This is a genomic window from Williamsia sp. Y721, assembly GCF_059683565.1.
This window is the reverse complement of sequence record NZ_JCASNH010000002.1, coordinates 437,710-461,406: the sequence shown is the minus strand read 5'-3', so window position 1 is coordinate 461,406 and position 23,697 is coordinate 437,710. Positions and strand designations below refer to the sequence as shown.

Below are 23,697 nucleotides of genomic sequence, written 5' to 3'. Positions count from 1 at the left end.
CTCGGTGATTCGGTTCACGCTGTGTAGGTAAAGCTACCCTAACCACGCGACCCGATCGAAGGCAAGCCTCAATTTGCATTACCCGCTGCCGTAACCTCGGAACGTGCCTGCGATCGCCTACTTCGGCCCATCCGGAACGTTCACCGAGATGGCCCTCGACCGTCTGTTGATCGAGAACCCGTGGCTCACCGCCGACGGTGAACTGGAACGGATCAGCGCCAACAGTCCCGGTGCCACGTTGAGTCTGGTTCGCCAGGGCCGGGCCCGATACGGGTGCGTGCCCATCGAGAGTTCGATCGAGGGCTCGGTGCCTGCAACGCTGGATGCCCTGATCAAGGGCAGCCGGCTGCAGATCTTTGCCGAGACGGTGCTCGATATCGCGTTCACCCTGGCCGCTCGCGACGAGGTGGCGCCCGGGGACATCAAGACGATCGGGGCGTATCCGGTGGCGGCTGCGCAGGTTCGTGAAACGCTGGCCACGCGTTTCCCCGATGCCCAGGTGGTGACGAGTGCGTCGAACGCGGCGGCGGCCAAGGATGCGGCCGACGGGGTCGTCGATGCCGCCGTGACCACCCCGGTGGCGGCCCGCCTTCATCAACTTCACGACATCGCCACCGGCATCGTCGACTCCGACGATGCCAACACCCGGTTCGTCCTGGTCGGCAAGCCTGGGCCGGTGCCGGCGCGTACCGGGCAGGACCGCACCTCTGTGACGCTGGACCTGCCGAATGTCCCGGGTTCGCTGATGTCGGCGATGTACGAGTTCGCCAGTCGGGGTATCGATCTCACCCGCATCGAATCGCGGCCCCGGCACACCGGAGGGTTCTATTTCAACCTCGATGTCGTCGGGCACCTCGACGATTCGCCGATCGCCGAGGCGTTGGGTGCGTTGTACCGCCGTGTGCCTGCGTTGCATTTCCTGGGCTCGTGGCCGTCGGCCCGGCCCAACGGAACGCCGCCGCCCCGTCATGCGGCGAGTGATCGTTGGCTCGAATCGATTCGGTTGGGTCTGGAGCCATGAGTCGGTTGTATCTGGTCCGCCACGGCGAGACCACGTCGAATGTGTTGCAGCGCTTGGATACGGCGTTGCCAGGGGCGAATCTGACTGATTTCGGCGCGCGACAAGCCGTGCGTTACGCGCTCGAACGTCCGAAACCCGATAGCCCCGTACTCATTTCGTCGGCGGCCTCGCGCGCGCAACAGACGGCTGAACTGATCGGCTCGGTGTGGTCGGTGCAGAATCAGGTGCGCGACGGGCTCTTCGAGGTACAGGTCGGCGACCTGGAGGACCAGACCTCCGAGGAATCGCATCAGGTTTTCGCGAAAACCGTACGCAGTTGGTTCGAGGGCCAGACCGGGGTCCGCATCCCCGGGGGTGAGTCACTCGACGACGTGTACGCGCGGTACCTGCCGGTCATCGACGACATCGTCGAGGAGTACCTCGTCGATCCTGATGCGCCGGATGTCCACCTGGTCAGCCATGGTGCGGCGATCCGGCTCATCGCGGCCCGCCTGGTGAACATGCCTGCTGAGTTCGCGCTCAAACATCACCTGAAGAACACCGGCTCAATCGAATTGGAGCGCACCGCCGACGGCTGGACGTGCACGCGGTGGGGCCTGGAGCTGCCGCCGTTCCACACGACCGATCCGGCCGAGCTCGCCCGCGACCCGATGGGCTGAACCAGCCGCGTCCGCGGATTTCGTCGCTCCGGAGGTGTTCAGCCCCAGCCGTTGGCGTGGAGCCAATCGTCGGAGATCCCGAAATGATGCGCGATTTCGTGTACGACCGTGATCGCGACCTCGGAGATGACCTGCTCTTCGTCCTCGCACATGGCGAGTATCGGATCGCGGTAGATCGTGATGGTGTCCGGCAGGGTGCCGCCGTAGTGGCTGTCCCGTTCGGTCAGCGCAATGCCGAAGTACAGCCCGAGCAGATCGGGTTCTTCGTCGTTGAAGGGCTCGACGAGGATCACCACGTTGTTCATCGCGGCGGCAAGATCTTCGGGGATGGTGTCGAGGGCGTCGGAGACAAGGTTCTCGAAGTCCTTGTCGGTCATCGCAACCGGCATCGATCACCCGCCGCCGGCTGGGGCTGGGACCTCGAGTGTTGGATTGACCTCTACGCCCGGCGGCAGCGGCACCGGTGTCGGGACGATGCGGCCGTCGGAATCTTCGGCCGTCGGTACCGGGACCTGACCGTTGATCAACAAATCTCCCCTGGCGTCGCCGACGAGGGTCGCGAATCCGCCCGCATCAGGTAATCCGATGTAGCATACCGAAGTTCGGCTCCCGGCCATCCAGCTCGTCTCCGCCAGGGTCGACCATTGCAGGTTGAGTGTGGTCTGGGCGAGTCGGTCGGCACCACCGAGGAACTGGTCGGTCAGACCCGGGCAGGTCGCCGCCAGATATGCATTCTGCGCCTCGAGGTTCGGCCATGGCAGACCAGATGCGGGACCTCCGAACTCGACACCGAGGTCGACAACCCCGGTCACCTGAAACGCGTGGGGCTCGGAGCAATCCACCGGATCGGTGGGTTTACGGGTCTCGGGATCGATTCCGATGCAGGTGCCCACCGGCCATTGCTGGGCCTGGTCCAGGTCGCGGACGAACCCGGTGAACGGCGCGAGTGTGCCGGTGGTGCCGGACAGTTGCAGTCCACACCGCAGGCTGCGCTCCCCGTTGTTCCACTGCTCTTCCGAGGGATACATCAGATTGACGGTGAAGCGGCCGGCCGGGTCGAGCTTGCCGCCGAGGTAGTTGTTGACAATCGTCGGGCAGTACTCGTCGCGGATCGTGTTGAACTGGTCGGGTCCGGGCCAAGGGGCGTCCTCACCGAACTGCACACCCGGGTACACGGAGGTGTCAACGGCACCGGCCACCTCGAACATGTGCTCGGTGTTGCAGTCGACCAGGGACTGATCGGTCAGATCGGCCAGCGGCCAGGACAGGCAATCCCCGGCCTGCGATTCGGAGAACGGCGTGGACTCCGGCGTCGGTTTCGTGTCCCCGACCTCATCGCGCTGTACCTTGCCTGCGTCATCGAAACCACCGAACAGCCCGACCACTGCAGCGCAGACCACTGCGCCCACGAGTATCGCCGCGAGCAAGACCCGGACGGGGTGCTCGTGCATCAGCTGTCCGATGCGACCTCGCCGACTCCTCACCGAGGAGTTGGCGCCCTCACGCGAGCCCGAATCGCCGCCTTCGTCCGAGGCGGAAGAGTCTCCCTCGGGTGGGGCGGAATCGTCACCTTCTTGCCTGTCAGCCATCGGTGTCCATCATGCCCTTGTCGGCGGGCGCCGTGGCCGGATGGGGCGACAACCGGGCGGCCCGGGTCGGCAGCGGGCGCTATCGTCGGCTCATGGACCCGAATGTGCACGGCGAATCGGCCGATCCGAAGAACCCCGACAACACCGAGCCGCCCGCCGAGGTGGCCGAACTGGCCGGCCGGATGTTCGCCATGGCGCGTTCCGGTGACCTGGCGATGCTGCAGTACATAGATGCGGGCGTGCCGGTGAATCTGACCAACCAGTCCGGCGACACCGTGCTGATGCTGGCGGCTTATCACGGCCACGCGGAAGTGGTGAAAGGCCTGTTGGAGCGAGGTGCGGACGTTGATCGCCCCAACGACAAGAATCAGACCCCGCTGGCCGGTGCGGTGTTCAAGTCACACGACGAGGTGGTTCGGGCGCTGATCGATGGGGGTGCCGATCCGGACGCGGGGACGCCGACGGCCCGAGACGCAGCCCACATGTTCGGCCGCGAAGATTACCTCGGTTTGCTCGGCAAGTAGGGTTTCACACGTGATCGACCTGAAGATTCTGCGTGAGCATCCTGATGTTGTCCGGGCTTCCCAGCGCACGCGCGGTCAGGACCCGGCGTTGGTCGACGTGCTGCTCGCCGCCGACACCGACCGCCGTGCCGCCATCGTGGAAGCGGATCAGCTGCGTTCCGAGCAGAAAGACCTCGGAAAGCTGATCGGAAAGGCTCCGGCCGACGAGAAGCAGGCGCTGTTGGCCAAGGGCAAGGAACTGGCCGAGCGGGTCAAGGCCGCCCACGCCCGCGAAAGCGCCGCCAACGACAAGATGGTCGCCGCGCACCGCGCGATCAACAACATCGTCGCCCCGCAGGCGCCTGCCGGTGGAGAACAGGACTTCGTCCTGCTGGAGACCGTCGGCGAGATCCCGCAGATCGAGAACCCGAAAGATCACCTCGAACTCGGTGAGAGTCTGGGACTGATCGACATGGAGCGCGGCGCAAAGGTCTCGGGATCGCGCTTCTACTTCCTCACCGGTGCAGGCGCCATGCTGCAGCTCGGGCTTCTGCAGCTCGCCGCGCAGAAGGCGACAGCAAACGGTTTCACGATGATGATCCCACCGGTCCTTGTTCGCCCAGAGGTCATGGAGGGCACCGGATTCCTCGGCGAACATTCGGCCGAGGTCTACCACCTGCCGGACGATGACCTTTACCTCGTCGGAACCTCTGAGGTGCCGATGGCCGGCTATCACATGAACGAGATCCTCGACCTGTCCGACGGCCCCAAGCGGTACGCCGGTTGGTCGAGCTGCTTCCGCCGTGAGGCAGGCAGCTACGGCAAGGACACCCGGGGAATCATCCGTGTCCATCAGTTCGACAAGGTCGAGGGATTCATCTACTGCCGCCCCGAAGAAGCCGAGGCCGAGCACGAAAAGATCCTGGGCTGGCAGAAGGAAATGCTGGCCGCCATCGAAGTGCCGTATCGGGTGATCGACGTCGCCGGTGGTGACCTCGGTTCGTCTGCGGCCCGCAAGTTCGACTGTGAGGCCTGGGTTCCCACCCAGAACACCTATCGCGAGCTGACCTCGACCTCGAACTGCACCACCTACCAGGCCCGACGGCTGCAGGTGCGGTACCGCGGTGAGAACGGCAAGCCGCAGATCGCGGCAACACTCAACGGCACTCTGGCCACCACGCGCTGGATCGTGGCGATCCTCGAGAATCATCAGCAACCCGACGGCAGCGTGCGGGTCCCGGAAGCCTTGGTGCCTTTTGTTGGCACCGAGGTGCTCACACCGCGCTAGAGATTCACGCCCCGAGCACGGGCTCGTTCTCGTCGACGACTTCGGCGCGCAACTCGTCGAGACGATCCCGGTACTCGGTGAGCTGATCGATCCGTGCCGAGAGCTGGTCACGACGATTGCCCATCAACAGCAATGCCGCGGCGCGATCGGCGTCGTCGACGCGACTGGGCTCAGCGCAGATGGCCTCGATGATCTGACCTGCTTCGGCGAGGGTGAGCCCTGCCGCGAGCAGACAGCGGACGTCCTCGACAATGCGGACGTCTTCCTCGTCGTAGATCCGGTACCGGTTTGCCGTGCGCTGCGGTTTGAGCACCCCGGCGCGTTCGTAGTGGCGAACCATCCGTGGGGTCGCCCCGGTCCGAGCGCAGAGTTCGCCGATCCGAAATGCCCCGCGCTCAGGTGAACTTGGTGTTGGAGTTGACATTGACATTGATGTCAGACATTACCGTCGGGCGCATGACTTCGACAGTGCTGATCGTGACCACGCACCCGGACCGCTCGTCGGAAACATGGCGCCTGACCGAGGCGTTGGCGGCAGGTGTCACCGAGGCGGGTGGCATTCCCCGTATCCACGACCTGTGGCAGACCGGCTTTCAGCCGACATTCGGTCCCGCCGACCTCGCCGCGTTCCGCCGACAGAAACCACCACCGCAGGATGTGCTCGCCGAGCAGCAACTCATCGAAAAGGTGGACGCCGTCGTCGCGGTGTTCCCGGTCTACTGGTGGTCGGTCCCGGCACTGCTCGCCGGTTGGATCGAGCGAGTGTTCACCGCCGGTTGGGCCTATGAGGACAACGAGGATGTGACCGGGTTCCGCACCGCGGTACCCGATCTGCACTTTGTCGGGGTCGCGGGAGTAGGCGAGGACACCTTCGTCCGACGCGGCTACCACGCATCACTGTCCACACGCCTACTCGGCGGTCTCGCAGACTATTCGGGGATCACCACGGCGAGCCTGACCCTCCTTTACGACAGCCATGCCGAACAGTCCGACGTACACGTCCGACGGCTACGGGAGGCTCACGAGGCAGGGTTGAAGATCACTACGGCGATCAGTCCTTGCCCACAGCACGCGTAACCCGTGGAAGCGGAGGTGGATTCGGATCGATCTGCGGGTTTCACGCATCGGGTAGAGGCAGATTCGGCTCTTTGCCGCCATACTGCTGAGCATGATCATCGGAGTTCTGGCGGCGCTGTTCGCGTGCGTGGCCTACGGCGTCTCGTCTGTGATGCAGGCGTACGGTGCCCGGCAGTCCAAACAGAAGGCAGTGGCCGACGGACTGGAGGGCTTCGAGACCGAATCCGGCGCCCCGTCCATGAAGTCGACCATCGCCGCAGCGTTGACGTTGGCTTTCATCGTCGGAACCTGTTTGGACGTATTCGGTTTCATCGGCGGCGCGGTCTCGGCCCGGTTGGTCCCGTTGTTCCTTTCGCAGACGATCATCAGCGCCAACCTGGTGGTGACCGCGGTCCTCGGCATCTTCGTGCTGGGAATCAACCTGCATCGCCGCGACTGGATTGCGATCACCGTTGTAATCCTGGCGTTGTTCGCATTGGGCTTCTCGGCTGAACCCGAGGGCACCGGCCACGACTCCGCGTGGTTCCATTGGGGCTTGTTGGCGATCACGATGGTTCTCATGGCGGGCTCGATCGGCCTGATCCAGTGGCTCGGCTCCAAAGCGGCCATCGCCGCCGGTCTTTGCGCCGGAACGATGTTCGGCGTGGTGGCGATTTCGGTACGGGTCATGGACGGTATCTCCGACTTCGACATCGTTGAGATCCTGGCGGACCCGGCCGCGTACGCTCTGGTGATATCCGGTATCGGTGGCTTCTACCTGCATACCGTTGCGCTGCAATTGGGTTCGGTCAACGGTGCCACCGCGGCCCTGGTGGTCGGTGAGACAGTGATTCCCGGGCTGGTCGGTATCATCTGGCTCGGCGACAATGCCCTCCCGGGCCGGACCTGGTTGGCTGTACTCGGATTCGTCTTTGCAGTCATCGGGGCTGTTGCGGTCGCCTGGTCCGGGGCGGTGGAGGCCAGTGCAGAAGCAGAGCGAGGCGGAGAGAAGGCAGTGGCATGAGTACGTCCATGTATGAGCGATCAACGAAGATGGTGCGGTTCGACCAACTGTCGATGGCGATGACAGAAGAGCTCGCGAAGCATTCTGCAAGCCAGCAGTTGGTGCTTGCCGACGACATGCCTGCCTGGCTCACCCACAGTGTCAATCAGCCGTCGCAGTCGGTTCTCGGAAAGCTGTTCGGGACCAGGGCCAACGCCACTGACGAAGACTCCGAACACGATGTCCTGGTGGTACTGCACACCACGCATCTCCTGGTGGTGACCGCTGGTGAGAATCGTGGTACCGCAGCACTTTCGGTACCCCTGTCGCAGGCCTCGGCGCGGGTCGGCGGCGCCCTGGAGGATTCGTTCTCCGCGGTGGAGGATTCCGGCATCACCATCGGCGGGTTCCCTGGCGACCACGGCCAGCCCGGCACGTTCTACATCGGCCTCGGACCCGAACCGGCAGGAGCCGAGTGCGCGGAGGCGATCAGGGCTGCGATCACCGACGCCAAGAATCCCTGAGACGCAACGCTGCGCTCACGTGGACAAAGATTCTCGCAGTTCCTTGTCGAGTGAGGCCCGGACAAGTGCAGCGGCGAACTGCGCGGTGGAGCCGGGGGCGAGATCGGCCAGTTCATCGGGATCGTCCGGCAGCCCGAGATCTTCGGCGGCGCTGCGCGCCTTTTTGTCGAAGTACGGGGCCGCCCACGGCCATACGTCCTGGACCTCGCGGAGGAAGATGTCGGCGCCGACCGGACCCAGCCCGTTGAACTCCTGCAGCAGTTCTCGAGTCCGGGCAACGTCTTTGTCGGCGGCCTCCGCGAGTTTGCGTAGATCGCCGGCGTAGGTATCTCGCAACCGGTGCGACAACTCGTTCAGCCTTGTCGCGGTGCTCTCGTCGTATCGCACGTAGTGCCCACGGCCGAGCGCCTTGATGATGTCGGCTCGGTGGGCCTCGATCACGGCCTTCGGACTTCGTAGTCCGGCACCGAACAGCTCGCGCGCGGCGGCCACGGCGATATCGGCCGATATCCGGGCGCTCAACAACATTGTCAGAACAAGTAGTTGGAAGAGTGGCGCCGGGGTGTCACGCAGTTCTATCCCGGCCGCTTCCGCGTAGGTCGGGCCGGCCCGTTTGCTGAGTTCGGCAGCGATGGAACGTTGTTGTCTGGTGGTCACTGCGCCTCCTCGGGTCCGCCTGCGCACCTGCAGGCGGCAACGTCGGTTCTTTCCTTGTGGATATCCGGTCGACCGGCGGAGCCCCAATGTGCGCGCCCGGCGGTATCGGTGCCGCGGAGCACAATAGGATCGACCACGTGCCGGTCAATCGAAGTCGCAAGGCCAGATACGCGCGAAAGCGAAAGCGGCGGATGGATGCCGTCGAGCATGACCTGAGCCCTGAGCAGTGGACCGAACTGAAAACTGCCTGGGGTGGTTGCGCCTACTGCGGTGCGACCGACAAACCGCTGCAACGTGATTGCGTCCTACCGATCTCCAGGGGTGGCCGCTACACCATCGACAACATCGCACCGGCCTGCGGCTCGTGCAACGCCAGCAAATGCAACGACGAGGTCACCGGGTGGCTGCGGCGCAAGAAACTCGACGAGCGCGCATTCCTGGAGCGCCACATAGAGATCAGCGCAGCGATGCGCATCTCTCACCCGGAGGACTCCGCGTCGGTTACGGATGCAGCAGGATCTTGACGGCTCCATCCTGCTTCTTCTGAAAGATCTCGTATGCGTGGGGTGCCTGCTCCAATGACAATTCGTGTGTGGCAAACGTATCCACGCCCAGCGGATCGTCGTCGGTGAGCAGCGGCATGATGTCGTCGACCCACCGCTTGACGTTGGCCTGTCCCATCCTCATCGTGATCTGCTTGTCGAACATCGTTCCGAGGGGGAGCGGATCCATGTCGCCTCCGTAGACCCCGATCAGTGAGACCGTGCCGCCACGTCGCACCGCGTCGAGGGCGGTGTAGACCGCACTGAGACGGTCCACGCCGGCAGTCTTGAACAGCGGTTGGGCGATGGCGTCGGGCAGCATGCCGGTCATCGTCTGAATCACCTTGGCCCCCAGCGCGCCGTGCGCTTCCGCACCGACCGCGTCGATGACCGAATCGGTTCCGCGGCCATCGGTCCGATCTCGGATGATCTCGGCGATGTTGTCGTGGCGCGACAGGTCGATGGTGTCGATCCCGCGTGCCCGCGCCCGTTCGAGCCGTTCGGGGACGAGGTCAACAGCGGTGACCTGATAGCCCTTGTGGGCTGCCACTCGCGCGGCCATGTCACCGATCGGACCGAGTCCGAGGACGGTGACCGAGCCACCGTCGGGGATGTTGGCGTACTCCACCGATTGCCACGCGGTGGGCAATACGTCGGAGAGATATACGAACCGCGAATCCGACGGACCCTCCGGCACTTTGATGTGCGTGAAGTCCGCATGGGGGACCCGGAGGTACTCCGCCTGCGCGCCGGGCACCTGACCATAGAGTTTGGAAAAGCCGAACAGGGCCGCACCCCGTCCCTGAGAGGTCACCTGTGTGGTCTCGCACTGTGTGGGCAGTTGATGGTTGCACATGTGGCAAGTCCCACAGGCGATCTGAAACGGGATGACAACCCGATCCCCGACGGACAGGTTCTTGACCGCCGAGCCGACCTCGACCACCTTTCCCATCGGTTCGTGCCCGAGGATGTCTCCGGCACTCATGAACGGTCCGAATATCTCGTAGAGATGGAGATCTGATCCACAGATGTTGGTCGTCGTCAGCGAAATGATCGCGTCTGTCGGATCTTCGATCTTCGGGTCGGGCACGGTCTCGACGCGCACATCGCGCTTGCCTTGCCAAGTCACTGCTCTCATATCGTCTCCTTGTTACGGCGAACTTCAGGTCATCCGGCCCCCGGTCTGCAAGTACCCCTCGGACGCGGGGCGCAATCACGATGTGGATGTGGGCACCAGGGATGACAGAGTGGGGGTTTGGGAAGTACTCGCAACGGGTAAGTCGGGCGAGTGAGAAGACGATTGCGTGGATGGGACAGTATTGGACCGATCTGAATCCAAGGGCCGCACCTCGGACGACTATTCCGATGTAGTCGGCATGATCGAGCGGCTGCGAGCGGGTGATCCCGATGCTCCTGGGACCGACCGTCTCCGCGATGACGTGATCACGCGGTGCCTACCGTTGGCCGAGAACATCGCACGTCGCTTCGGCGGCCGCGGTGAGAATCACGACGACCTGGTGCAGGTTGCCCGCCTCGGTCTCGTGAACGCGGTGGATCGCTTCAATCCAGACCACGGTTCGGAGTTCGTGTCGTTCGCCGTGCCGACGATCATGGGCGAGGTGCGCAGGCACTTCCGTGACGCCGCGTGGGCGACCCGAGTTCCCCGGCGTCTCAAGGAACTTCACAAGTCGATCAACGACGCCTCGGAGGATTTGTCGCACAGGCTCGGGCGATCGCCGTCGGCGAGTGAGATCGCAGTCGAACTCGGGCTCGACGTCGCCGAGGTGACGGAGGGTTTGCTCGCCAGAGGGGCGTATCAAGCACTCTCGACTGATTCCGGCGCCGCGGACGACGAGATCGGGGCACCGCTGCTCGAGACGATCGGCGAAGAGGATCCGGAGTACTCTCACGTCGAAAGTTACGTCATGATCCGGCCGGCCTTGGCCAAGCTCACGGAACGGGAGCGGCGGATCCTGGTGCTCCGGTTCTTCGGTTCGCAAACACAGACCGAGATCGCCAAACAGTTGGGCATCTCACAAATGCATGTGTCGCGAATCCTGTCGAGCACTCTGAAGAAGCTCCGTGAGGACCTCGGGCCAACCGAGACCGACATCAGTTCATTGCTGGGATGAGCGCGGTGATTGGCAATCAACTGCATGGGTACACGACCAAAGAGTCGAGGAAAGGGTTGTCGCAGTGATGGAACGGGTACATCGAACCTGGCGGGGTAACCTGCCGGGCAAAGGGGGAAAGACGTAGTGGGTGACGTTGTGGACATCGATGGAATCGCAGTGGCTCCGGTGAGCATCCGGGTCAGAGCCGATGAAACGCAGGTACCGATGGTGCGGGCGATCGCCGAGACGTTGGCCGTGCTTGCGGACTTCTCGCTCGACGAGGTGGCCGACATCAAACTGGCAGTTGACGAAGCGGCGTCGTCGATCATCGGCTGTGCAGGCCCGGAAGCCGAACTCATCATCGGATTCACCACTTCTGACCGCGACTTCCGCGCCGTCGTCCAGTCGTGGGTACCGGTCTCGAAAAGCCTGTCACAAACCGGATTCGGATGGCATGTCCTTCAGACGCTCACCAACTCCGTCACCGTGCACGAGGGCGCCGTTGACAACGGTGGACGCCTGGTAGCCATCGAACTCTCGAAATAGCTCGAAATAGCCAGACCCCCATGCGGTCGCTGATCAGTTGAGCCGGTGCAGCGGTGAGGTGGCAGGTCCTTCGAGGATCTCGCCATCGTGGCGGAAGCGCGACCCGTGAAGTGGGCAATCCCAGGATGATTCGGCGTCATTCCACTTCAGGATTCCGAAGAGATGCGGACAGATGGCGGAAACCCGGTGTTGTCTGCCGCCCACGGTGCAGACCCCTACCGGCTGTGCGCCGTCCCTGCGAACCTCTCCCGTGCCCTCGGCGGCCGATGCGTGCGACTCCGGTGAACCGGCGATCGCGGCGCCAACCCAACCCTTGACCAACTCCAGTCCTACGGCACCGTTGATCATCGCGGCGGTGGGTAGTCCTGAAATCTGTTGGTAACGAGAAGAATTGAACGCACCCGCCCAGGATTTTCGGGTTCCGTGCAATTGCCCGGACAGCATGAGTGCGGCCGCGATGCCGTTCGACATCCCCCATTTGGCGTACCCCGTGGCCACCACGATGTTGTCGTGCCCGGGGACGAGCGGTCCGACATAGGGCAACTCGTCGATGGAGACATAATCCTGTGCCGACCAGCGAGCTCGCAGGCGGGCGGTCGGAAATGATTGCGTGGTCCATTCGAGGAGTTCGTCGACCAGGGATTGTTCAGATCGCGTCCGGCCGACGGTGTGGCCTGCCCCGCCGGTGAGCAACACCTCGCCCTCTGCGGTTGGAACGGTACGGATCGACCGCGACGGCTGGTCGGCTGAGAGGAACATCCCGCTGGGAAGTTCTTCGGATACGTCGAAGGCGGCGGTGTAGGACCTTTCGGGGTGGAGCCGCGCAAAGTACCCACCACGATCGAGAATTGGTGTGCCGGTGGCCAATACGATTGTGCCCGCCCGTACATCGCCCTGATCGGTGCCCAACACCTGGTCGCCGCGGTCGGTACGTACCGACCGCACCCGGACGTTCTCGAAGATGTCGGTGCCGTGCGCTTGTGCCTCTGCGACGAGAACCGCCAACACGTCCATCGGGTCGAACTGGGCCTGATCCTGCAAGACCACTGCCGAGCGCGCCGGGAATGCCGTGTCGAGCTGGTCCACACGTTGAACCGGCAATCCCGCACGTCGTGCGACCCGGAACTCCGCTTCGACGGCTTCGATACCGTCGTCGGATTGGGCGTAGGTGTATGCGTCCCTGAGTTGAAACGCGGCACCCTTGTCGCGCATCAGATCGAGCAACCATCGCTGACCCTCGAAGTTGGCCTCGACATACCGTCTGACGGTGTCGCCAGTGTGTTTGGCCGCAATGCTCGAGAGCCGCGTGCCCTGCAGCAGGCTGAGTTTTGCGGTGGTATTGCCCGTGGCACCGAAACCCACATGGCGAGCTTCCAGTACCGCTACCTGTGCACCGGCCCGTGACAGTAGTGACGCGGTGGCCAGCCCGGTGATCCCACCCCCGACCACGACGTATTCGTAGCGGGCGTCGGTGACTGCTCCCGAGGGCGTCTCGACATTGACTCGGTCACGCCAGAATGAGGACACCGGATCGCCATACCCCGATGACGGACCGATCAAACCCGCTGCGATCCGGTCCGATGGTGGCGTATTCGACCGGTGCTCGCCGATCAGACCGGAATCCGGCGGCTAGTCGACCTTGCTGCTGCGGAGTTCGTGACCCTTCGAGGTCAGGCAACGGCCGCTGCGCAGGTCCCACGACCAGCCGTGCAGGTTGCAGGTGAGTTTCTCTCCCTCGATGACACCGAACTTGCTCAGATCGGCCTTCAGGTGGGGGCAGCGTCGCTGGATCTCCCAGCCGTCCTTCACGATTGACGACGAATCATCATGTGCCTCGGCAAACCATCCGTCCGCGTAGGCAATTCGCTCATCGGTCAGACACTTGAAGAAGGTGTAGAGGTATTCGTTGTATCCGCCGATGCGCCACGTGGTGAACCGGGTCGAGAGGAAGATCGTGTTCACCCAGTCGGGTTCGTTGTCCCGCAGAACAGTCCGGACCAATTCGGGTGCGATCCGGAAGCCGTACCGGTACTTGCCCTCGTTCTCCTTGGGTTCACGGACCGTGCGGTTCGGGAAGTCGAGAACGACTGTCTCGTCGCCCATCACGAGTCCGACGGGATAACCGATCCCGTCGCAGATCTGATCGCTCTGCGCCATGATCGGCTCGAAGAGCGACTTGAGGGGGTCGAGTAGTGGCTCACCTTCGGCCGGTGCCCAGGTTGCCTTCTGTGCGGCGATGACCGGGGCGAACTTCACCGCCATCTTGTCGAGGTAGCCGGCCTTGTTCTTGCCGAACACCTGTTCCGGCGGATACGGATGGCTGATCTCGTCGAGTTGTGAACCGGTGAACTCGGCGGTGGACCCGGACACCATCATCAACCCGCGATGCTTGACGCCGTCGTCGGTGCCGTGTTCCTTCATCTGATCGAGGAACGTCTCCTGATCAGGGAAGATGCTGGTTGGGTCGTTCTCGATGTCGTTGAGGTACCGCAGCTCCTCGTCGAGGAACATCGGCGGTCCGGCCGAGGGCACGACCCAGGTGGCGTCGACCTGTTCGATGTACGACCGTGCGCGGTCCATGCCGCGCTGGCGCTTTTGCGCCGCGAAGTTGGCCTTCGAACGCTTCGGGATGTCGTAGACCATCGGATACCAGATCGCGCCCGAGTACTGCAGCATGTGGACATCGATGTGGCCGAACTGCTCGGTGATGACGTCGAGATCGACCGGCCGGGCGTCGTTCATGTTGAACACGGTGGTCTGACCATCGGAAACGACGATCCCGCTGTCCCCGATCGGGCCGTCGGCAGGCGCGCGCAACGCCACGATCATGATGTCGAGGCTGCCCTTGTCATTGGTGATCGTGGTCTTCACCGAGTCCTCGGTCTCCACGAACTTGTGGAAACCTAGTTCTTCCAGCGCCCGCCTCAGGTCGGGAACCGGGTAGTCGGGTAGCAGGACGGTCGCGTCTTTGTTGACGTTGTCCCGCAGATTCTGCTCGTCGAAGTGGTCCTTGTGCAGGTGGCTGACGTAGAGGTAGTCGCAGTCGCCCAGGGCCTTCCAGTCCAAGTCACTGTTGTCCGGAAATGGGATCCACGACGCAAAGTATGCGGGGTTGACCCATGGGTCACACAGGATGGACCCCGCTGCCGTCTGGATGTGGAATCCTGCGTGTCCAACGCTCGTGACCTGCACGTACTGCCTCCAAAATTGTGGTGCTCTTGCTGCGTTCCCCAGAGTATCGACCGCATGGGGATGGCCACCTGCCAGCCAACGCTAAGCTCGCGGAATGGAACCGGTCTACGACACAGTCATCGCCCTGGCCCGTTCGCTGTGGGCGGCCGAAGGGCTGACGTTCACGGTAACCGGAGTCGAGAATGTACCGAAAACCGGCGGTGCGGTGATCGCGATCAACCACACCGGCTACCTCGACTTCACGTACGCCGGGCTGCCCGCTTTTCTGGCGGGCAAACGCAAGGTCCGATTCATGGCCAAAAAAGAGGTCTTCGACAACAAGATCAGCGGACCGATCATGCGCAGCCTCCGGCACATCCCGGTTGATCGTGGCGCAGGCGCCGAAAGCTATCGGGCCGCGGTCGACTACTTGCGGTCCGGCGAACTCGTTGGTGTGTATCCCGAGGCCACCATCAGCCGCAGTTTCGAGATCAAGGCGCTCAAGTCGGGTGCGGCCCGGATGGCACACGAGGCAGGCGTGCCGATCGTTCCGACCGTGATCTGGGGTGCCCAGCGGGTGTGGACCAAGGGCCATCCCAAGCGGCTGGGCCGGACCAACATCCCCATCTCGATCGGGGTTGGCAAGCCCGTCGACGCAAGCGGTGATCCGGCCGCGGTCACCGCAGAGTTGCACAGGGTGATGGGCGAGCTGTTGCTGGAACTGCAGGAGTCGTACGGCCCGCATCCGCAGGGCGAGTTCTGGGTTCCGGCGCGTCTGGGCGGCGGTGCGCCGACGCTGGCGGAAGCGAATCAGATGGACGCCGATGAGCAGGCCGAGAAGGCTGCCAAACGTGCCGCGCGGTCTGAAGCCGGTCACGGCGGCTGAGGTCTCGGAGAATCACGACCGACGTTCCATTCCAGGATGACGGTGGTGCCGAACGCGGTCGGGTTGATGCGCGGGTGATCGGAGAGCGCCTGCATCAACGGGATGCCTCGTCCACGTAACCCCGCGAAGGACGATGCCTTGGCCTCTTGCCAATGGCCGTGGTCTTGAACGGTGACGCTGAGAAGGTAGTCATACCGGTCATAGGTGGCGCGCAAGTTCATCGTCCCCGGTCCGGCCAGATGCGCATATGCGTGTTCCACGGCGTTGGCCAGGGCTTCGTACACAGCAAGGGTGATGGCGTCGGCGTGGTGGTTGGCCTCGGGGACCTCGTCCTGCAGCCAGCTCGCCAGGTGTTGCCGAAGCCGAGTAGCCGATGCGGGATCGGCAGTCACGTCGGTGAACGCGAGCTGTGGGTTCTCGATCGGCAGGTTCGTCATGGTTCGGTCGCCATCCACCCTTCGGTGTTACCCAGGGGGATTGGGTTTTATGCGGTGTAGGGGTCGGAGCGGCGTTCTTCACCCAATTGAGCGACAGCTTCGTCCACCGTGGCGTACATGGTGACGGTCTGATCCAGCCCGACCAGGTGCATGGGCCGGGCAGTGGCAGGTCCGTCGGCCACCACGGCCAGGCGTCCGGTCGGTGCGATGTTCTCGTGCGCCGTGACCAGTGCCGTCATGCCTGCCGACGACAGGAAGTCGACGGCCGAGATGTCGATGATGAGTCCGGTGGGGACCCCGCTGATCGCTTCGCTGACGGCGTCGGACAACTGCGGGACGGTCAGTACGTCGATACTGCCGCGCACGGTCAGTACAACCAGCCCGCCATGGCGGTCGGCGGCGATGGTCAGTCCGGTGCCGGCGGGTAGATCGTTGTCTTCACGAGTGTGATTCGACTGTTTGTCGATCGAGTCCATCGAAACCCCTTGTGCCGTGTGTCAGATGAACGTGGCGGCTCCTCCTGAACCGACCTCGTCAATATTTGCACAGTTGATGTTGGCCGCGCCGCAGTCCCGGGTGGGGATGACGCTGTGGTGCTGGACACGCGGAAGGCCAGGTGCGCGACGTCGCGGAAATCGAACTGCGCCTTCGCGACGCTGAATTAGGCTGTCCGCCATGGAACCGGTATTCCGAGCGCTCGAAATGACCGCGAAGACGCTGGTCAGGGCGCAGGGATTGAAGCTCGAGTTCGTCGACCTGGACAAGCTGCCCACCCGCGGTGGGGTGGTGTTGGCGATCAATCACACGGGCTATCTCGACTTCCTGCCTGCTGCGCTGGGTGTTCACCGTCGCGGCAGGCGCGTGCGATTCATGATCAAGTCGGAGATGGAGAAGATCGCCATCATGCGTTTTCTGATCAAACACACCAAGACGGTGTCGGTTGATCGATCCGCGGGCGCCCAGGCCTACGAGATCGCGGTGCAAACCCTTCGCAGTGGGGAAGTGGTCGGCGTCTATCCCGAGGCGACGATCAGTCGGAGTTTCGAGATCAAGGGATTCAAGTCGGGTGCGGCGCGGATGTCGATCGATGCGCAGGCTCCGATCGTGCCGGTGATCGTCTGGGGAGCCCAACGCATCGCGACCAAGGGCGGTCCGCGCAATCTGGGACGCACCAGGATTCCGGTCGTCGTCGCGTTCGGGGACCCGATTGCGCCGCCGGTGGTCGGTACCGCGACCACTGACGCGCTGATCACCACGCTGAAGCAGACCATGCAGGGCATGCTGCTCGAGGTTCAGGAGCGGTATGGCGACCACCCGGCCGGGGCGTATTGGGTTCCGGCCCGCCTCGGCGGGAGCGCCCCGACGCTGGAGGAGGCCGAGGCGATGGACATGGCCGACGCTGCCGCGCGGTTGGCGAAAAGGCAAAATGGATGAAATGCCGCCCCCGGAGTTCGTAGGTCCGCCCACACTGATCGCCAGCGATGTCGATGGCACGCTCATCGACGACAACAACCTGGTGCCCGAATTGGTGCGCACGATGATCAACAAGGCGACCGCCACCGGTGCCACCTTCGTGATCGCCACCGGACGTCCGCCCCGATGGATCGCCGAGATCACCGACCAACTCGACGTCGAACCGTATGCGGTGTGCGCCAACGGTGCGATCGTCTATGACGTCGCGACCGACCGCATCCTGCATTCGCAAACCCTGGGTGCATCCGTGCTCGAGAAGCTGGCCGATTTTGCGTACCAACAGATCCCCGGATGCGGACTGGCGGTGGAGAGGGTCGGCAAGAGCGCCCACGACGCCGCGACCCCACCGTTCGTGGCGACGTCGGGTTACCAGCACGCCTGGCTCAACCCGGATCACATCGAGATGAGTGAAGCCGATGTGCTGTCGCAGGAAGCGGTGAAGCTGCTGGTGCGCCGTCCGGAGATGACCAGCGATGAGATGGCCCGCCGGATGGCCGCGGTCGTCGGCGATCTCGCAGACGTCACGTACTCCACCGACAACGGCTTGATCGAACTCGCGGCGCCCGGGGTCAGCAAGGCCAGTGGCCTTCAGGTGCTCGCCCGCCTACGTGGTCTGCCGGTCGACGCATCGGTGGCGTTTGGTGACATGCCCAACGACATCGAGATGTTGCGTTGGGCGACACGAGGCTTCGCGATGGCAGACGGACATCAGGCCGCCATCGACGCGGCCGACGAGATCGCCCCCGACAACAACGTCGGCGGCGTTGGCCAGGTTCTGGCCCGCTGGTTCTGACCTAAAAGAAATCCGCGCCGCCTGCCTGCGTACGCGCCGGTTGCAACCGGCGCGCATGAAGGCAGATGGCGCGGATTTTCAGGATCAGGCAGGCGGTGCGGTCGTCGCCAGGTCGCGCTGCTGGTTGTAGCTGTTGTTGAACTCGTCGATGTAGATGCGCAGCACCTCGACGATGCCGGTGATCAGGTTGAAGATCAACGTTCCGCCCTGGAACGACTGGCTGATGCCCTGCGGTCCGGAGGTTTCGCCCGACGTCGGCAGGCCCAGGGATCCGGTCTCGAATCCCAGTGCCGCCCAAGCCGTCTCGATCGCGCCCTGGATCACCTGTGCGCCGGTGGCCTCGGACCAGTAGATCTTGCCGTTCTCGAAGTCGACGTACTTGGCGGTGCCGTCAGGGGTGGTCTGCTCGACGGTTGTCGCGTTGCCGAGCTCGCCGGAGGGACCGCCGGTTGCCATCCACTGCTGGGCGATGGCGCCGGTGTCGGTGGTGGACAGGACCTGCGGATTGGCGGTCGGCAACTGGCCGTTGCCCGCGGCGATCGCGCGGATCTGCGGCAGTGCGTCGTAGCCGAACTGGCCGGGGCAATCGGTGCTGTAGAAGTCGCGGTGACCACTGATCATCGACACCGTTGCCGTCTCACCGGCGGCGTACAGGCCACCCGGGAATCCGATGGAGACCAGCGAACTCTGTCCGTTCGGATCGAGTCCGGCGAGCCGCAGCTTCCATCCGAGGAAGGTTCCGGCCGCGTTGATCATCTCGGCGCTCGGCTGGACCTCGTTGAGGTTGCCCATCATCGCCAGGCCCATGGTGTCCTCGTTGAACCCGCCGGTGTGGACGCCCTGGACGTTTTTGTCGAGTCCACCGGCCGTGCCCTCGAAGGTCTGGCCGTACTTGTCGACGAGCACGTTGTATCCGATGTCGCACCAGCCCAGCGTCTGCGCGTGGTAGGCGTAGATGCCGCGGACGATCTCGGCGGACTGCTCTGGGGTGTAGTCGTTCGAGCCGGCCGTGTGGTGAACGACCGTGTCCGCCAACGTGGCGTCGTATGTCGGCTCCGAGCAGCGCAGCGATTCATCGGCACCCCACTGGGCGCGGGAGATCACCTGCGGGACACCGGGAAGTGCCGGTGCGGCAGGAGGTATGACCTCTGCGACAGGTGCTTGACCTTCTGCGGCAGGCGCGCTCGTCCCGGGCGAGATCAGTGCGGCACTGATCGATGACAGGGCCTGCATCAGATCCTGTTGGGGTGCACCGGTGGTGGTCAGCAACGGCTGGTCCTTGGGCGTGAACACGCGGGGCGCGATCTCGCCGGGAGCGACTGTCGATGTCGGGATCGAGGTGTCGGTGCGCTGCGGTACCGGAGGTGTGGTGAACGTGGAGGTCGTCGACGATTGGGTTCCGGCAGCGGGGTCGGCAGGCGAGCTGCCCGGAACGGCAACGCCGCCGTTGGTGACGGCGATCTGGATGACGTTCGCCTTGCCGATCCAAACCGGTTCGGTGCCTTGCTTGTTCGGGTCCTTGTCGCTGACGCCGTCGATCTTGTCGGCCGAGAGCCACGGGCCCCACGACCCGTCGGGCGCCTTGGCGCGGATGTACGCGGTGGTGTCGGCCAGTCCGTCCCAGGTCAGTCCGACCATCGAGAAGGGGGTGTCCTGGCTGATCTCTTTGACCAGTGCACCCTCGGGTGCGGCGGGTTCGGCCGGTGCGCCGCCAGAAGGAGTGGTTGTCCCCGGAACCGTGGACTCCGGGACGGTGGTGGCGGGGGCGGTGGTCGACGGGAGGAGGTCGCTCGGGATCAATCCGGTCGGGATCTCCAGCGGGATGTCGGGTAGGTCGATCCCGGAGATGTCGATCGGAGGGAGTGTCACACCCACATCTGCCAGACCTGACTTCACCAGGTTGAGAACAAGCGTCGGGACGTCGTTCAGGCTGACCTGGTTGATGGTCGTCGGGGTGATCGACTGGGCGGTTGGCGCATCACTGGGATCAACAGCGAGGTTCGGTGCACTGCCCCCGACCAGGATGGCGACCGGGCTTGCGACGACGACGGCGGCAACAGTGCCCAGGACGATCGAGGGTTTGGGGCGGCGATAGCGCACGTAGTTCTCCTTGTTTGTCGCACTGGTCGAGCTGGTCATCACCGACGTGTGAGGGCACGCCAAAGCGGGCGTCCTGCGCAACGTCGACTTCCCCTTCGACTTGTTAGACCGGCAAATCGTGTCTTTTGTAAGGCCCGAAGTCCACGACCTCGCCCGGCGTGGCGTGAAACTCGTGATGCTGTTGTTATGTCCTGTGACTTTTGTGGCTCGGAAATAGCAACTACTGTCACTTCAGTCCCACTAGTCACATTGCGTGCTCATGCGTGTGTGTGAAGCCGCAGTGGGCGGAACTGTTGTGAAGGGACAGCCATGCCGCGTATCCCAGGCCTGTACACCACTCGACCCATTGGGGGCCGGGCTGCGTACGGTGCCCGGTTGCGGCGGCCTGCAGTGGCCGGGGTGGCCCTGTTGATTGCCGTCGGAGCCGCCGGATGGGTGGTTCCGCGGGTTGTCGAAGCAGATGTTTCGCTTGCGGTCGGTGGCGAGGTGACGCTGGTCGGGCACGGAAACGGGCACGGCCGCGGCATGGGCCAGTGGGGCGCGTTTGGTTATGCCAAACAGGGTTGGACCTCGACTCAGATCTTGGGTCACTATTACGGCGGCACCACCGCGGGGAAGGTGGACAACGTCGACGTCTCGGTAATTCTCACAGGCGAGTCGTCGGTCAATGTCTTCGCGGACGCCGGAATGAGGGTTGGTGATGTGGCGGTGGCACCTGGGCAGGCCGTGAGTCTGTCGGGTTCCACCGCCGCCATCACCACCGGCTGCGGCGGTCCAGTGGTTCAATCCGTCGAACTTCCACGGTCCCTGGTCTCACCGATCACCCCGGGCCCGGGACGCCCGCTACCGGAACTGCTCCGGATGTGTGGCTCCGATCAGACCTTCCGTGGCTCGCTCGGTTTTGACGGCGGCAACGTGATCAACGTGGTTCCGCTCGATGACTACGTCAAAGGTGTTGTGCCCGAAGAGAGCATCGTGGCCTGGGCCGATGAGGGGGGCGCCGAGGCACTCAAGGCGCAGGCCGTCGCCGCCCGTACCTATGCACTGGCCTCGATGGACATCAGCAAACCGATCGACGACACCATGAACTCTCAGGTCTACGGCGGATTCGACGCCGAAGACCCCCGCTCCAACATCGCGGTCGACGCCACCGCCGGAGAAATCCTGCTCAAGGACGGAAAACCGGCGTTCACCGAATTCTCCTCCTCCACCGGCGGCGCGACCGACGGACGTGACTTCCCGGCCGTGATCGACGAGGGTGACGCGATCTCACCGCACCACGAATGGACCGCCTCGGTCAGTTCGGCGAGCATCGCAGACGAATTCGGCGTCGGATCCCTGACCGGCTTCGACGTGATCGAGGCCTACGGCATGGGCGCAGAGTCCGGCCGGGCCGCCACCATCCGGATCAGCGGTACCGCAGGCTCCGTCGACGTACCCGCGCAGGAGGTTCGCACCAGACTTCAACTGAAGTCATCGTTCTTCTCCGTGCAGGGTCAGGCGAACCCGCCTGCGATCATCGCACCGCCCTCGGGTGTCGGCACCGCTCCGGCCGCACCGGCGATACCCGGCATCCCGACGCTTCCGACATCCCCGGGCACACCGGGAACCCCTGACTCCTCCACCGGCACCGACGAACTGCTCGGTCAGTTGCTGGCATTGGCAGAGGCCGCCATCGGGACGAAGTTTTCCGAATTGGGCGGTCCCGCAGGACTACTCGGCGCAGCCCTCGGACCGGTCGAACCCACTGTCACGGGAACCGGTGCGGTGCAGCGGTTCCAGAACGGGGCAGTGTTCTTCAGCCCGGAACACGGCGCGCACGCGCTGGCCGGCGTGGCCCTTGTCGATTACCTGCTCAAGGGCGGCGAAACCGTCTTGGGACTACCGGTCGAGGATGCGTTGAGCGCCCTTGCCGCAGGATTCGCCCCAACTCCATCCCCGTGATGTGAATTCCCGAGGGCAATGCTCCCTCGGGGCCTGCAGATCGGGCGGGTTTCGGCCCAGCCGGGGATACTGAGCGCGTGAGCGAACCAGGTCCGGCCGCCGCCGGGCAACTTCATCGCAGACTTGGCGTATTCGACGCCGTGGCAATCGGGCTCGGATCGATGATCGGCGCCGGTATTTTCGCCGCATTGGCACCGGCCGCCGCGGCGGCAGGATCCGGGCTGCTCATCGGTTTGGCGATCGCCGCGGTCGTCGCCTACTGCAATGCGACATCGTCGGCACGGCTCGCCGCCCTCTACCCGGTGTCGGGTGGGACGTACGTCTACGGCCGCGAAAGGCTCGGCGCTTTCTGGGGTTACCTCGCGGGCTGGGGTTTCGTGGTCGGGAAGACCGCATCGTGTGCCGCCATGGCGCTGACGGTCGGGCTCTATCTGTGGCCGCAGTACGCCCATGCCGTCGCGGTCGCGGCCGTCGTGCTCCTGACCGCCGTGAATTGTCTGGGTGTGACGAAGTCGGCGCTGGTCACGCGGCTGATCGTGGCGGTGGTTCTGGCTGTTCTGGCGGCCGTGGTGGTCACCGCCCTGTCATCGGAGGCCTCGCAAGCCGATCGGCTCGACCCGTTCACCGATATCACCGTCACCGGTGTTCTCCAGGCTGCCGGCCTGCTGTTCTTCGCGTTCGCGGGATACGCCCGGATCGCCACGCTCGGCGAGGAGGTGCGCGATCCCGCCCGGACCATTCCGCGGGCGATCCCGCTGGCGCTGGGGATCACCTTGCTCGTCTATCTGGTGGTCGCGGTGGCGGTGCTCAGTGTTCTGGGCGCCGACATCATGGCCGGGTCGGCCGCGCCGCTGGTCGACGCGGTGGCGGCGGCCGGTGCCCCAGGGCTCGAACCGGTGGTCCGGGTCGGAGCGGTGGTGGCTGCCCTCGGGTCGATGCTCGCGGTTCTGCTCGGTGTTTCGCGGACGAGCATGGCGATGGCCCGTGATCGACACCTACCGCATCCGTTGGCCGCGGTCCACGCGTCGACGGGTGTGCCCTACCGCGCCGAACTGGTGATCGGGCTGGTGGTGGCCGTCCTGGCCGCGACCGCGGATCTACGTGAGGCGATAGGGTTTTCGTCGTTCGCGGTCTTGATCTACTACGCGATCGCCAACCTCTCCGCGGCAACTCTGCGGAAGGACGAGGGCAGGCCGCCGCGGGTGGTACCCGTGCTCGGCCTGGTTGGATGTGTTGTCCTGGCGGCGTCACTACCGGCCGCGTCGATGATTGCCGGGCTTGTGGTTCTGGCGTGTGGCGCGGCGGTCTACGGATTGCGACGTGTGACCGCCCGTTGACGGCGGAGTCATCGCGAGTTGGGGCAGCTGGGACAATGGTCCCCGTACCAAGAA

At 64.2% G+C, this 23,697-nt stretch carries 25 protein-coding genes; 15 read left to right on the top strand and 10 right to left on the bottom strand.

Annotation, left to right across the window (positions count from 1 at the left end):
- Positions 1–103: 103 nt before the first annotated feature.
- Positions 104–1,021 (top strand): prephenate dehydratase, encoded by a 918-nt coding sequence (gene pheA, locus AC56PL_RS10875; RefSeq protein ID WP_497153822.1) that lies wholly within the window; start codon positions 104–106, stop codon positions 1,019–1,021.
- Positions 1,018–1,680, top strand: a complete 663-nt coding sequence (locus AC56PL_RS10870; protein WP_495513708.1) for a histidine phosphatase family protein — start codon at positions 1,018–1,020, stop codon at positions 1,678–1,680. The genes pheA and AC56PL_RS10870 overlap by 4 nt, the downstream gene beginning before the upstream one ends.
- Before the next feature lie 38 nt (positions 1,681–1,718).
- Here AC56PL_RS10870 and AC56PL_RS10865 read toward each other — a convergent pair whose 3' ends face one another.
- Positions 1,719–2,069 carry a metallopeptidase family protein gene (locus AC56PL_RS10865; RefSeq protein WP_495513707.1) on the bottom strand — a complete coding sequence of 117 codons (351 nt, stop codon included), beginning with the start codon at positions 2,067–2,069 and terminating at the stop codon, positions 1,719–1,721.
- 3 nt (positions 2,070–2,072) lie between these two features.
- Positions 2,073–3,269 carry a septum formation family protein gene (locus tag AC56PL_RS10860; RefSeq protein WP_495513706.1) on the bottom strand — a complete coding sequence of 399 codons (1,197 nt, stop codon included), beginning with the start codon at positions 3,267–3,269 and terminating at the stop codon, positions 2,073–2,075.
- Positions 3,270–3,451: 182 nt separating this feature from the next.
- Between AC56PL_RS10860 and AC56PL_RS10855 the strand changes: the two genes are divergently transcribed.
- On the top strand, positions 3,452–3,793 hold the full coding sequence (locus AC56PL_RS10855; protein ID WP_495515957.1) for an ankyrin repeat domain-containing protein: 342 nt from the start codon (positions 3,452–3,454) through the stop codon (positions 3,791–3,793).
- Positions 3,794–3,803: 10 nt separating this feature from the next.
- On the top strand, positions 3,804–5,060 hold the full coding sequence (gene serS, locus AC56PL_RS10850) for a serine--tRNA ligase (RefSeq protein ID WP_495513705.1): 1,257 nt from the start codon (positions 3,804–3,806) through the stop codon (positions 5,058–5,060).
- A 4-nt stretch (positions 5,061–5,064) separates the two neighbouring features.
- Here the strand turns inward: serS and AC56PL_RS10845 are convergent, their stop codons facing one another.
- Entirely contained in the window at positions 5,065–5,484 is a 420-nt protein-coding gene (locus AC56PL_RS10845) for a MerR family transcriptional regulator (RefSeq protein WP_495513704.1), read from the bottom strand.
- Positions 5,485–5,516: 32 nt separating this feature from the next.
- Between AC56PL_RS10845 and AC56PL_RS10840 the strand changes: the two genes are divergently transcribed.
- The 3 genes from AC56PL_RS10840 to AC56PL_RS10830 all read left to right on the top strand — a co-directional run bounded on the left by AC56PL_RS10840 (position 5,517) and on the right by AC56PL_RS10830 (position 7,643).
- On the top strand, positions 5,517–6,137 hold the full coding sequence (locus AC56PL_RS10840) for an NAD(P)H-dependent oxidoreductase (protein WP_497153821.1): 621 nt from the start codon (positions 5,517–5,519) through the stop codon (positions 6,135–6,137).
- A gap of 91 nt (positions 6,138–6,228) precedes the next feature.
- Positions 6,229–7,140 carry a hypothetical protein gene (locus AC56PL_RS10835; protein ID WP_495513702.1) on the top strand — a complete coding sequence of 304 codons (912 nt, stop codon included), beginning with the start codon at positions 6,229–6,231 and terminating at the stop codon, positions 7,138–7,140.
- A complete protein-coding gene (locus AC56PL_RS10830) occupies positions 7,137–7,643 on the top strand; it encodes a hypothetical protein (protein WP_495513701.1) in 507 nt (168 codons plus the stop codon). The genes AC56PL_RS10835 and AC56PL_RS10830 overlap by 4 nt, the downstream gene beginning before the upstream one ends.
- A gap of 15 nt (positions 7,644–7,658) precedes the next feature.
- Here the strand turns inward: AC56PL_RS10830 and AC56PL_RS10825 are convergent, their stop codons facing one another.
- Positions 7,659–8,300, bottom strand: a complete 642-nt coding sequence (locus AC56PL_RS10825) for an endonuclease (protein WP_495513700.1) — start codon at positions 8,298–8,300, stop codon at positions 7,659–7,661.
- 191 nt (positions 8,301–8,491) lie between these two features.
- Here AC56PL_RS10825 and AC56PL_RS10820 point away from each other — a divergent pair, with 191 nt between their 5' ends.
- On the top strand, positions 8,492–8,824 hold the full coding sequence (locus tag AC56PL_RS10820) for an HNH endonuclease (protein WP_497154288.1): 333 nt from the start codon (positions 8,492–8,494) through the stop codon (positions 8,822–8,824).
- Here the strand turns inward: AC56PL_RS10820 and AC56PL_RS10815 are convergent.
- Positions 8,802–9,980 (bottom strand): alcohol dehydrogenase catalytic domain-containing protein, encoded by a 1,179-nt coding sequence (locus tag AC56PL_RS10815; protein WP_495513699.1) that lies wholly within the window; start codon positions 9,978–9,980, stop codon positions 8,802–8,804. The two genes, AC56PL_RS10820 and AC56PL_RS10815, sit on opposite strands and share 23 nt — an antisense overlap.
- Positions 9,981–10,218: 238 nt before the next feature.
- On the opposite strand from AC56PL_RS10815, the gene AC56PL_RS10810 reads away from it, so the two are divergent.
- Positions 10,219–10,974, top strand: a complete 756-nt coding sequence (locus tag AC56PL_RS10810; RefSeq protein WP_495515955.1) for a SigB/SigF/SigG family RNA polymerase sigma factor — start codon at positions 10,219–10,221, stop codon at positions 10,972–10,974.
- A gap of 126 nt (positions 10,975–11,100) precedes the next feature.
- Positions 11,101–11,502 (top strand): ATP-binding protein, encoded by a 402-nt coding sequence (locus AC56PL_RS10805; protein WP_497153820.1) that lies wholly within the window; start codon positions 11,101–11,103, stop codon positions 11,500–11,502.
- Positions 11,503–11,535: 33 nt separating this feature from the next.
- Here the strand turns inward: AC56PL_RS10805 and AC56PL_RS10800 are convergent, their stop codons facing one another.
- Both AC56PL_RS10800 and AC56PL_RS10795 read right to left on the bottom strand, forming a co-directional pair.
- Positions 11,536–13,029: an FAD-dependent oxidoreductase gene (locus AC56PL_RS10800; protein WP_497153819.1), complete on the bottom strand. Its 1,494-nt coding sequence runs from the start codon at positions 13,027–13,029 to the stop codon at positions 11,536–11,538.
- Between the two features lie 102 nt (positions 13,030–13,131).
- A complete protein-coding gene (locus AC56PL_RS10795; RefSeq protein ID WP_497153818.1) occupies positions 13,132–14,694 on the bottom strand; it encodes a Rieske 2Fe-2S domain-containing protein in 1,563 nt (520 codons plus the stop codon).
- Between the two features lie 94 nt (positions 14,695–14,788).
- On the opposite strand from AC56PL_RS10795, the gene AC56PL_RS10790 reads away from it, so the two are divergent.
- Positions 14,789–15,559: a 1-acyl-sn-glycerol-3-phosphate acyltransferase gene (locus tag AC56PL_RS10790; protein WP_495513695.1), complete on the top strand. Its 771-nt coding sequence runs from the start codon at positions 14,789–14,791 to the stop codon at positions 15,557–15,559.
- Here the strand turns inward: AC56PL_RS10790 and AC56PL_RS10785 are convergent.
- Both AC56PL_RS10785 and AC56PL_RS10780 read right to left on the bottom strand, forming a co-directional pair.
- On the bottom strand, positions 15,547–15,996 hold the full coding sequence (locus tag AC56PL_RS10785) for an ATP-binding protein (protein WP_495513694.1): 450 nt from the start codon (positions 15,994–15,996) through the stop codon (positions 15,547–15,549). The two genes, AC56PL_RS10790 and AC56PL_RS10785, sit on opposite strands and share 13 nt — an antisense overlap.
- Before the next feature lie 47 nt (positions 15,997–16,043).
- On the bottom strand, positions 16,044–16,472 hold the full coding sequence (locus AC56PL_RS10780; protein WP_495513693.1) for an anti-sigma factor antagonist: 429 nt from the start codon (positions 16,470–16,472) through the stop codon (positions 16,044–16,046).
- Between the two features lie 199 nt (positions 16,473–16,671).
- Here AC56PL_RS10780 and AC56PL_RS10775 point away from each other — a divergent pair, with 199 nt between their 5' ends.
- Together AC56PL_RS10775 and AC56PL_RS10770 are read left to right on the top strand one after the other, a co-directional pair.
- Positions 16,672–17,430, top strand: coding sequence for a lysophospholipid acyltransferase family protein (locus tag AC56PL_RS10775; protein WP_497153817.1), 759 nt, complete (start codon positions 16,672–16,674; stop codon positions 17,428–17,430).
- 1 nt (position 17,431) lies between these two features.
- Complete coding sequence (locus AC56PL_RS10770; RefSeq protein ID WP_497153816.1) at positions 17,432–18,262, top strand: HAD family hydrolase; 831 nt, start codon at positions 17,432–17,434, stop codon at positions 18,260–18,262.
- Positions 18,263–18,346: 84 nt separating this feature from the next.
- Here the strand turns inward: AC56PL_RS10770 and AC56PL_RS10765 are convergent, their stop codons facing one another.
- Positions 18,347–20,401, bottom strand: coding sequence for an N-acetylmuramoyl-L-alanine amidase (locus AC56PL_RS10765; RefSeq protein WP_497153815.1), 2,055 nt, complete (start codon positions 20,399–20,401; stop codon positions 18,347–18,349).
- Positions 20,402–20,671: 270 nt separating this feature from the next.
- On the opposite strand from AC56PL_RS10765, the gene AC56PL_RS10760 reads away from it, so the two are divergent.
- Positions 20,672–22,306 carry a SpoIID/LytB domain-containing protein gene (locus AC56PL_RS10760; protein WP_497153814.1) on the top strand — a complete coding sequence of 545 codons (1,635 nt, stop codon included), beginning with the start codon at positions 20,672–20,674 and terminating at the stop codon, positions 22,304–22,306.
- 77 nt (positions 22,307–22,383) lie between these two features.
- Positions 22,384–23,643, top strand: coding sequence for an APC family permease (locus AC56PL_RS10755; RefSeq protein WP_497153813.1), 1,260 nt, complete (start codon positions 22,384–22,386; stop codon positions 23,641–23,643).
- Positions 23,644–23,697 lie beyond the last annotated feature (54 nt).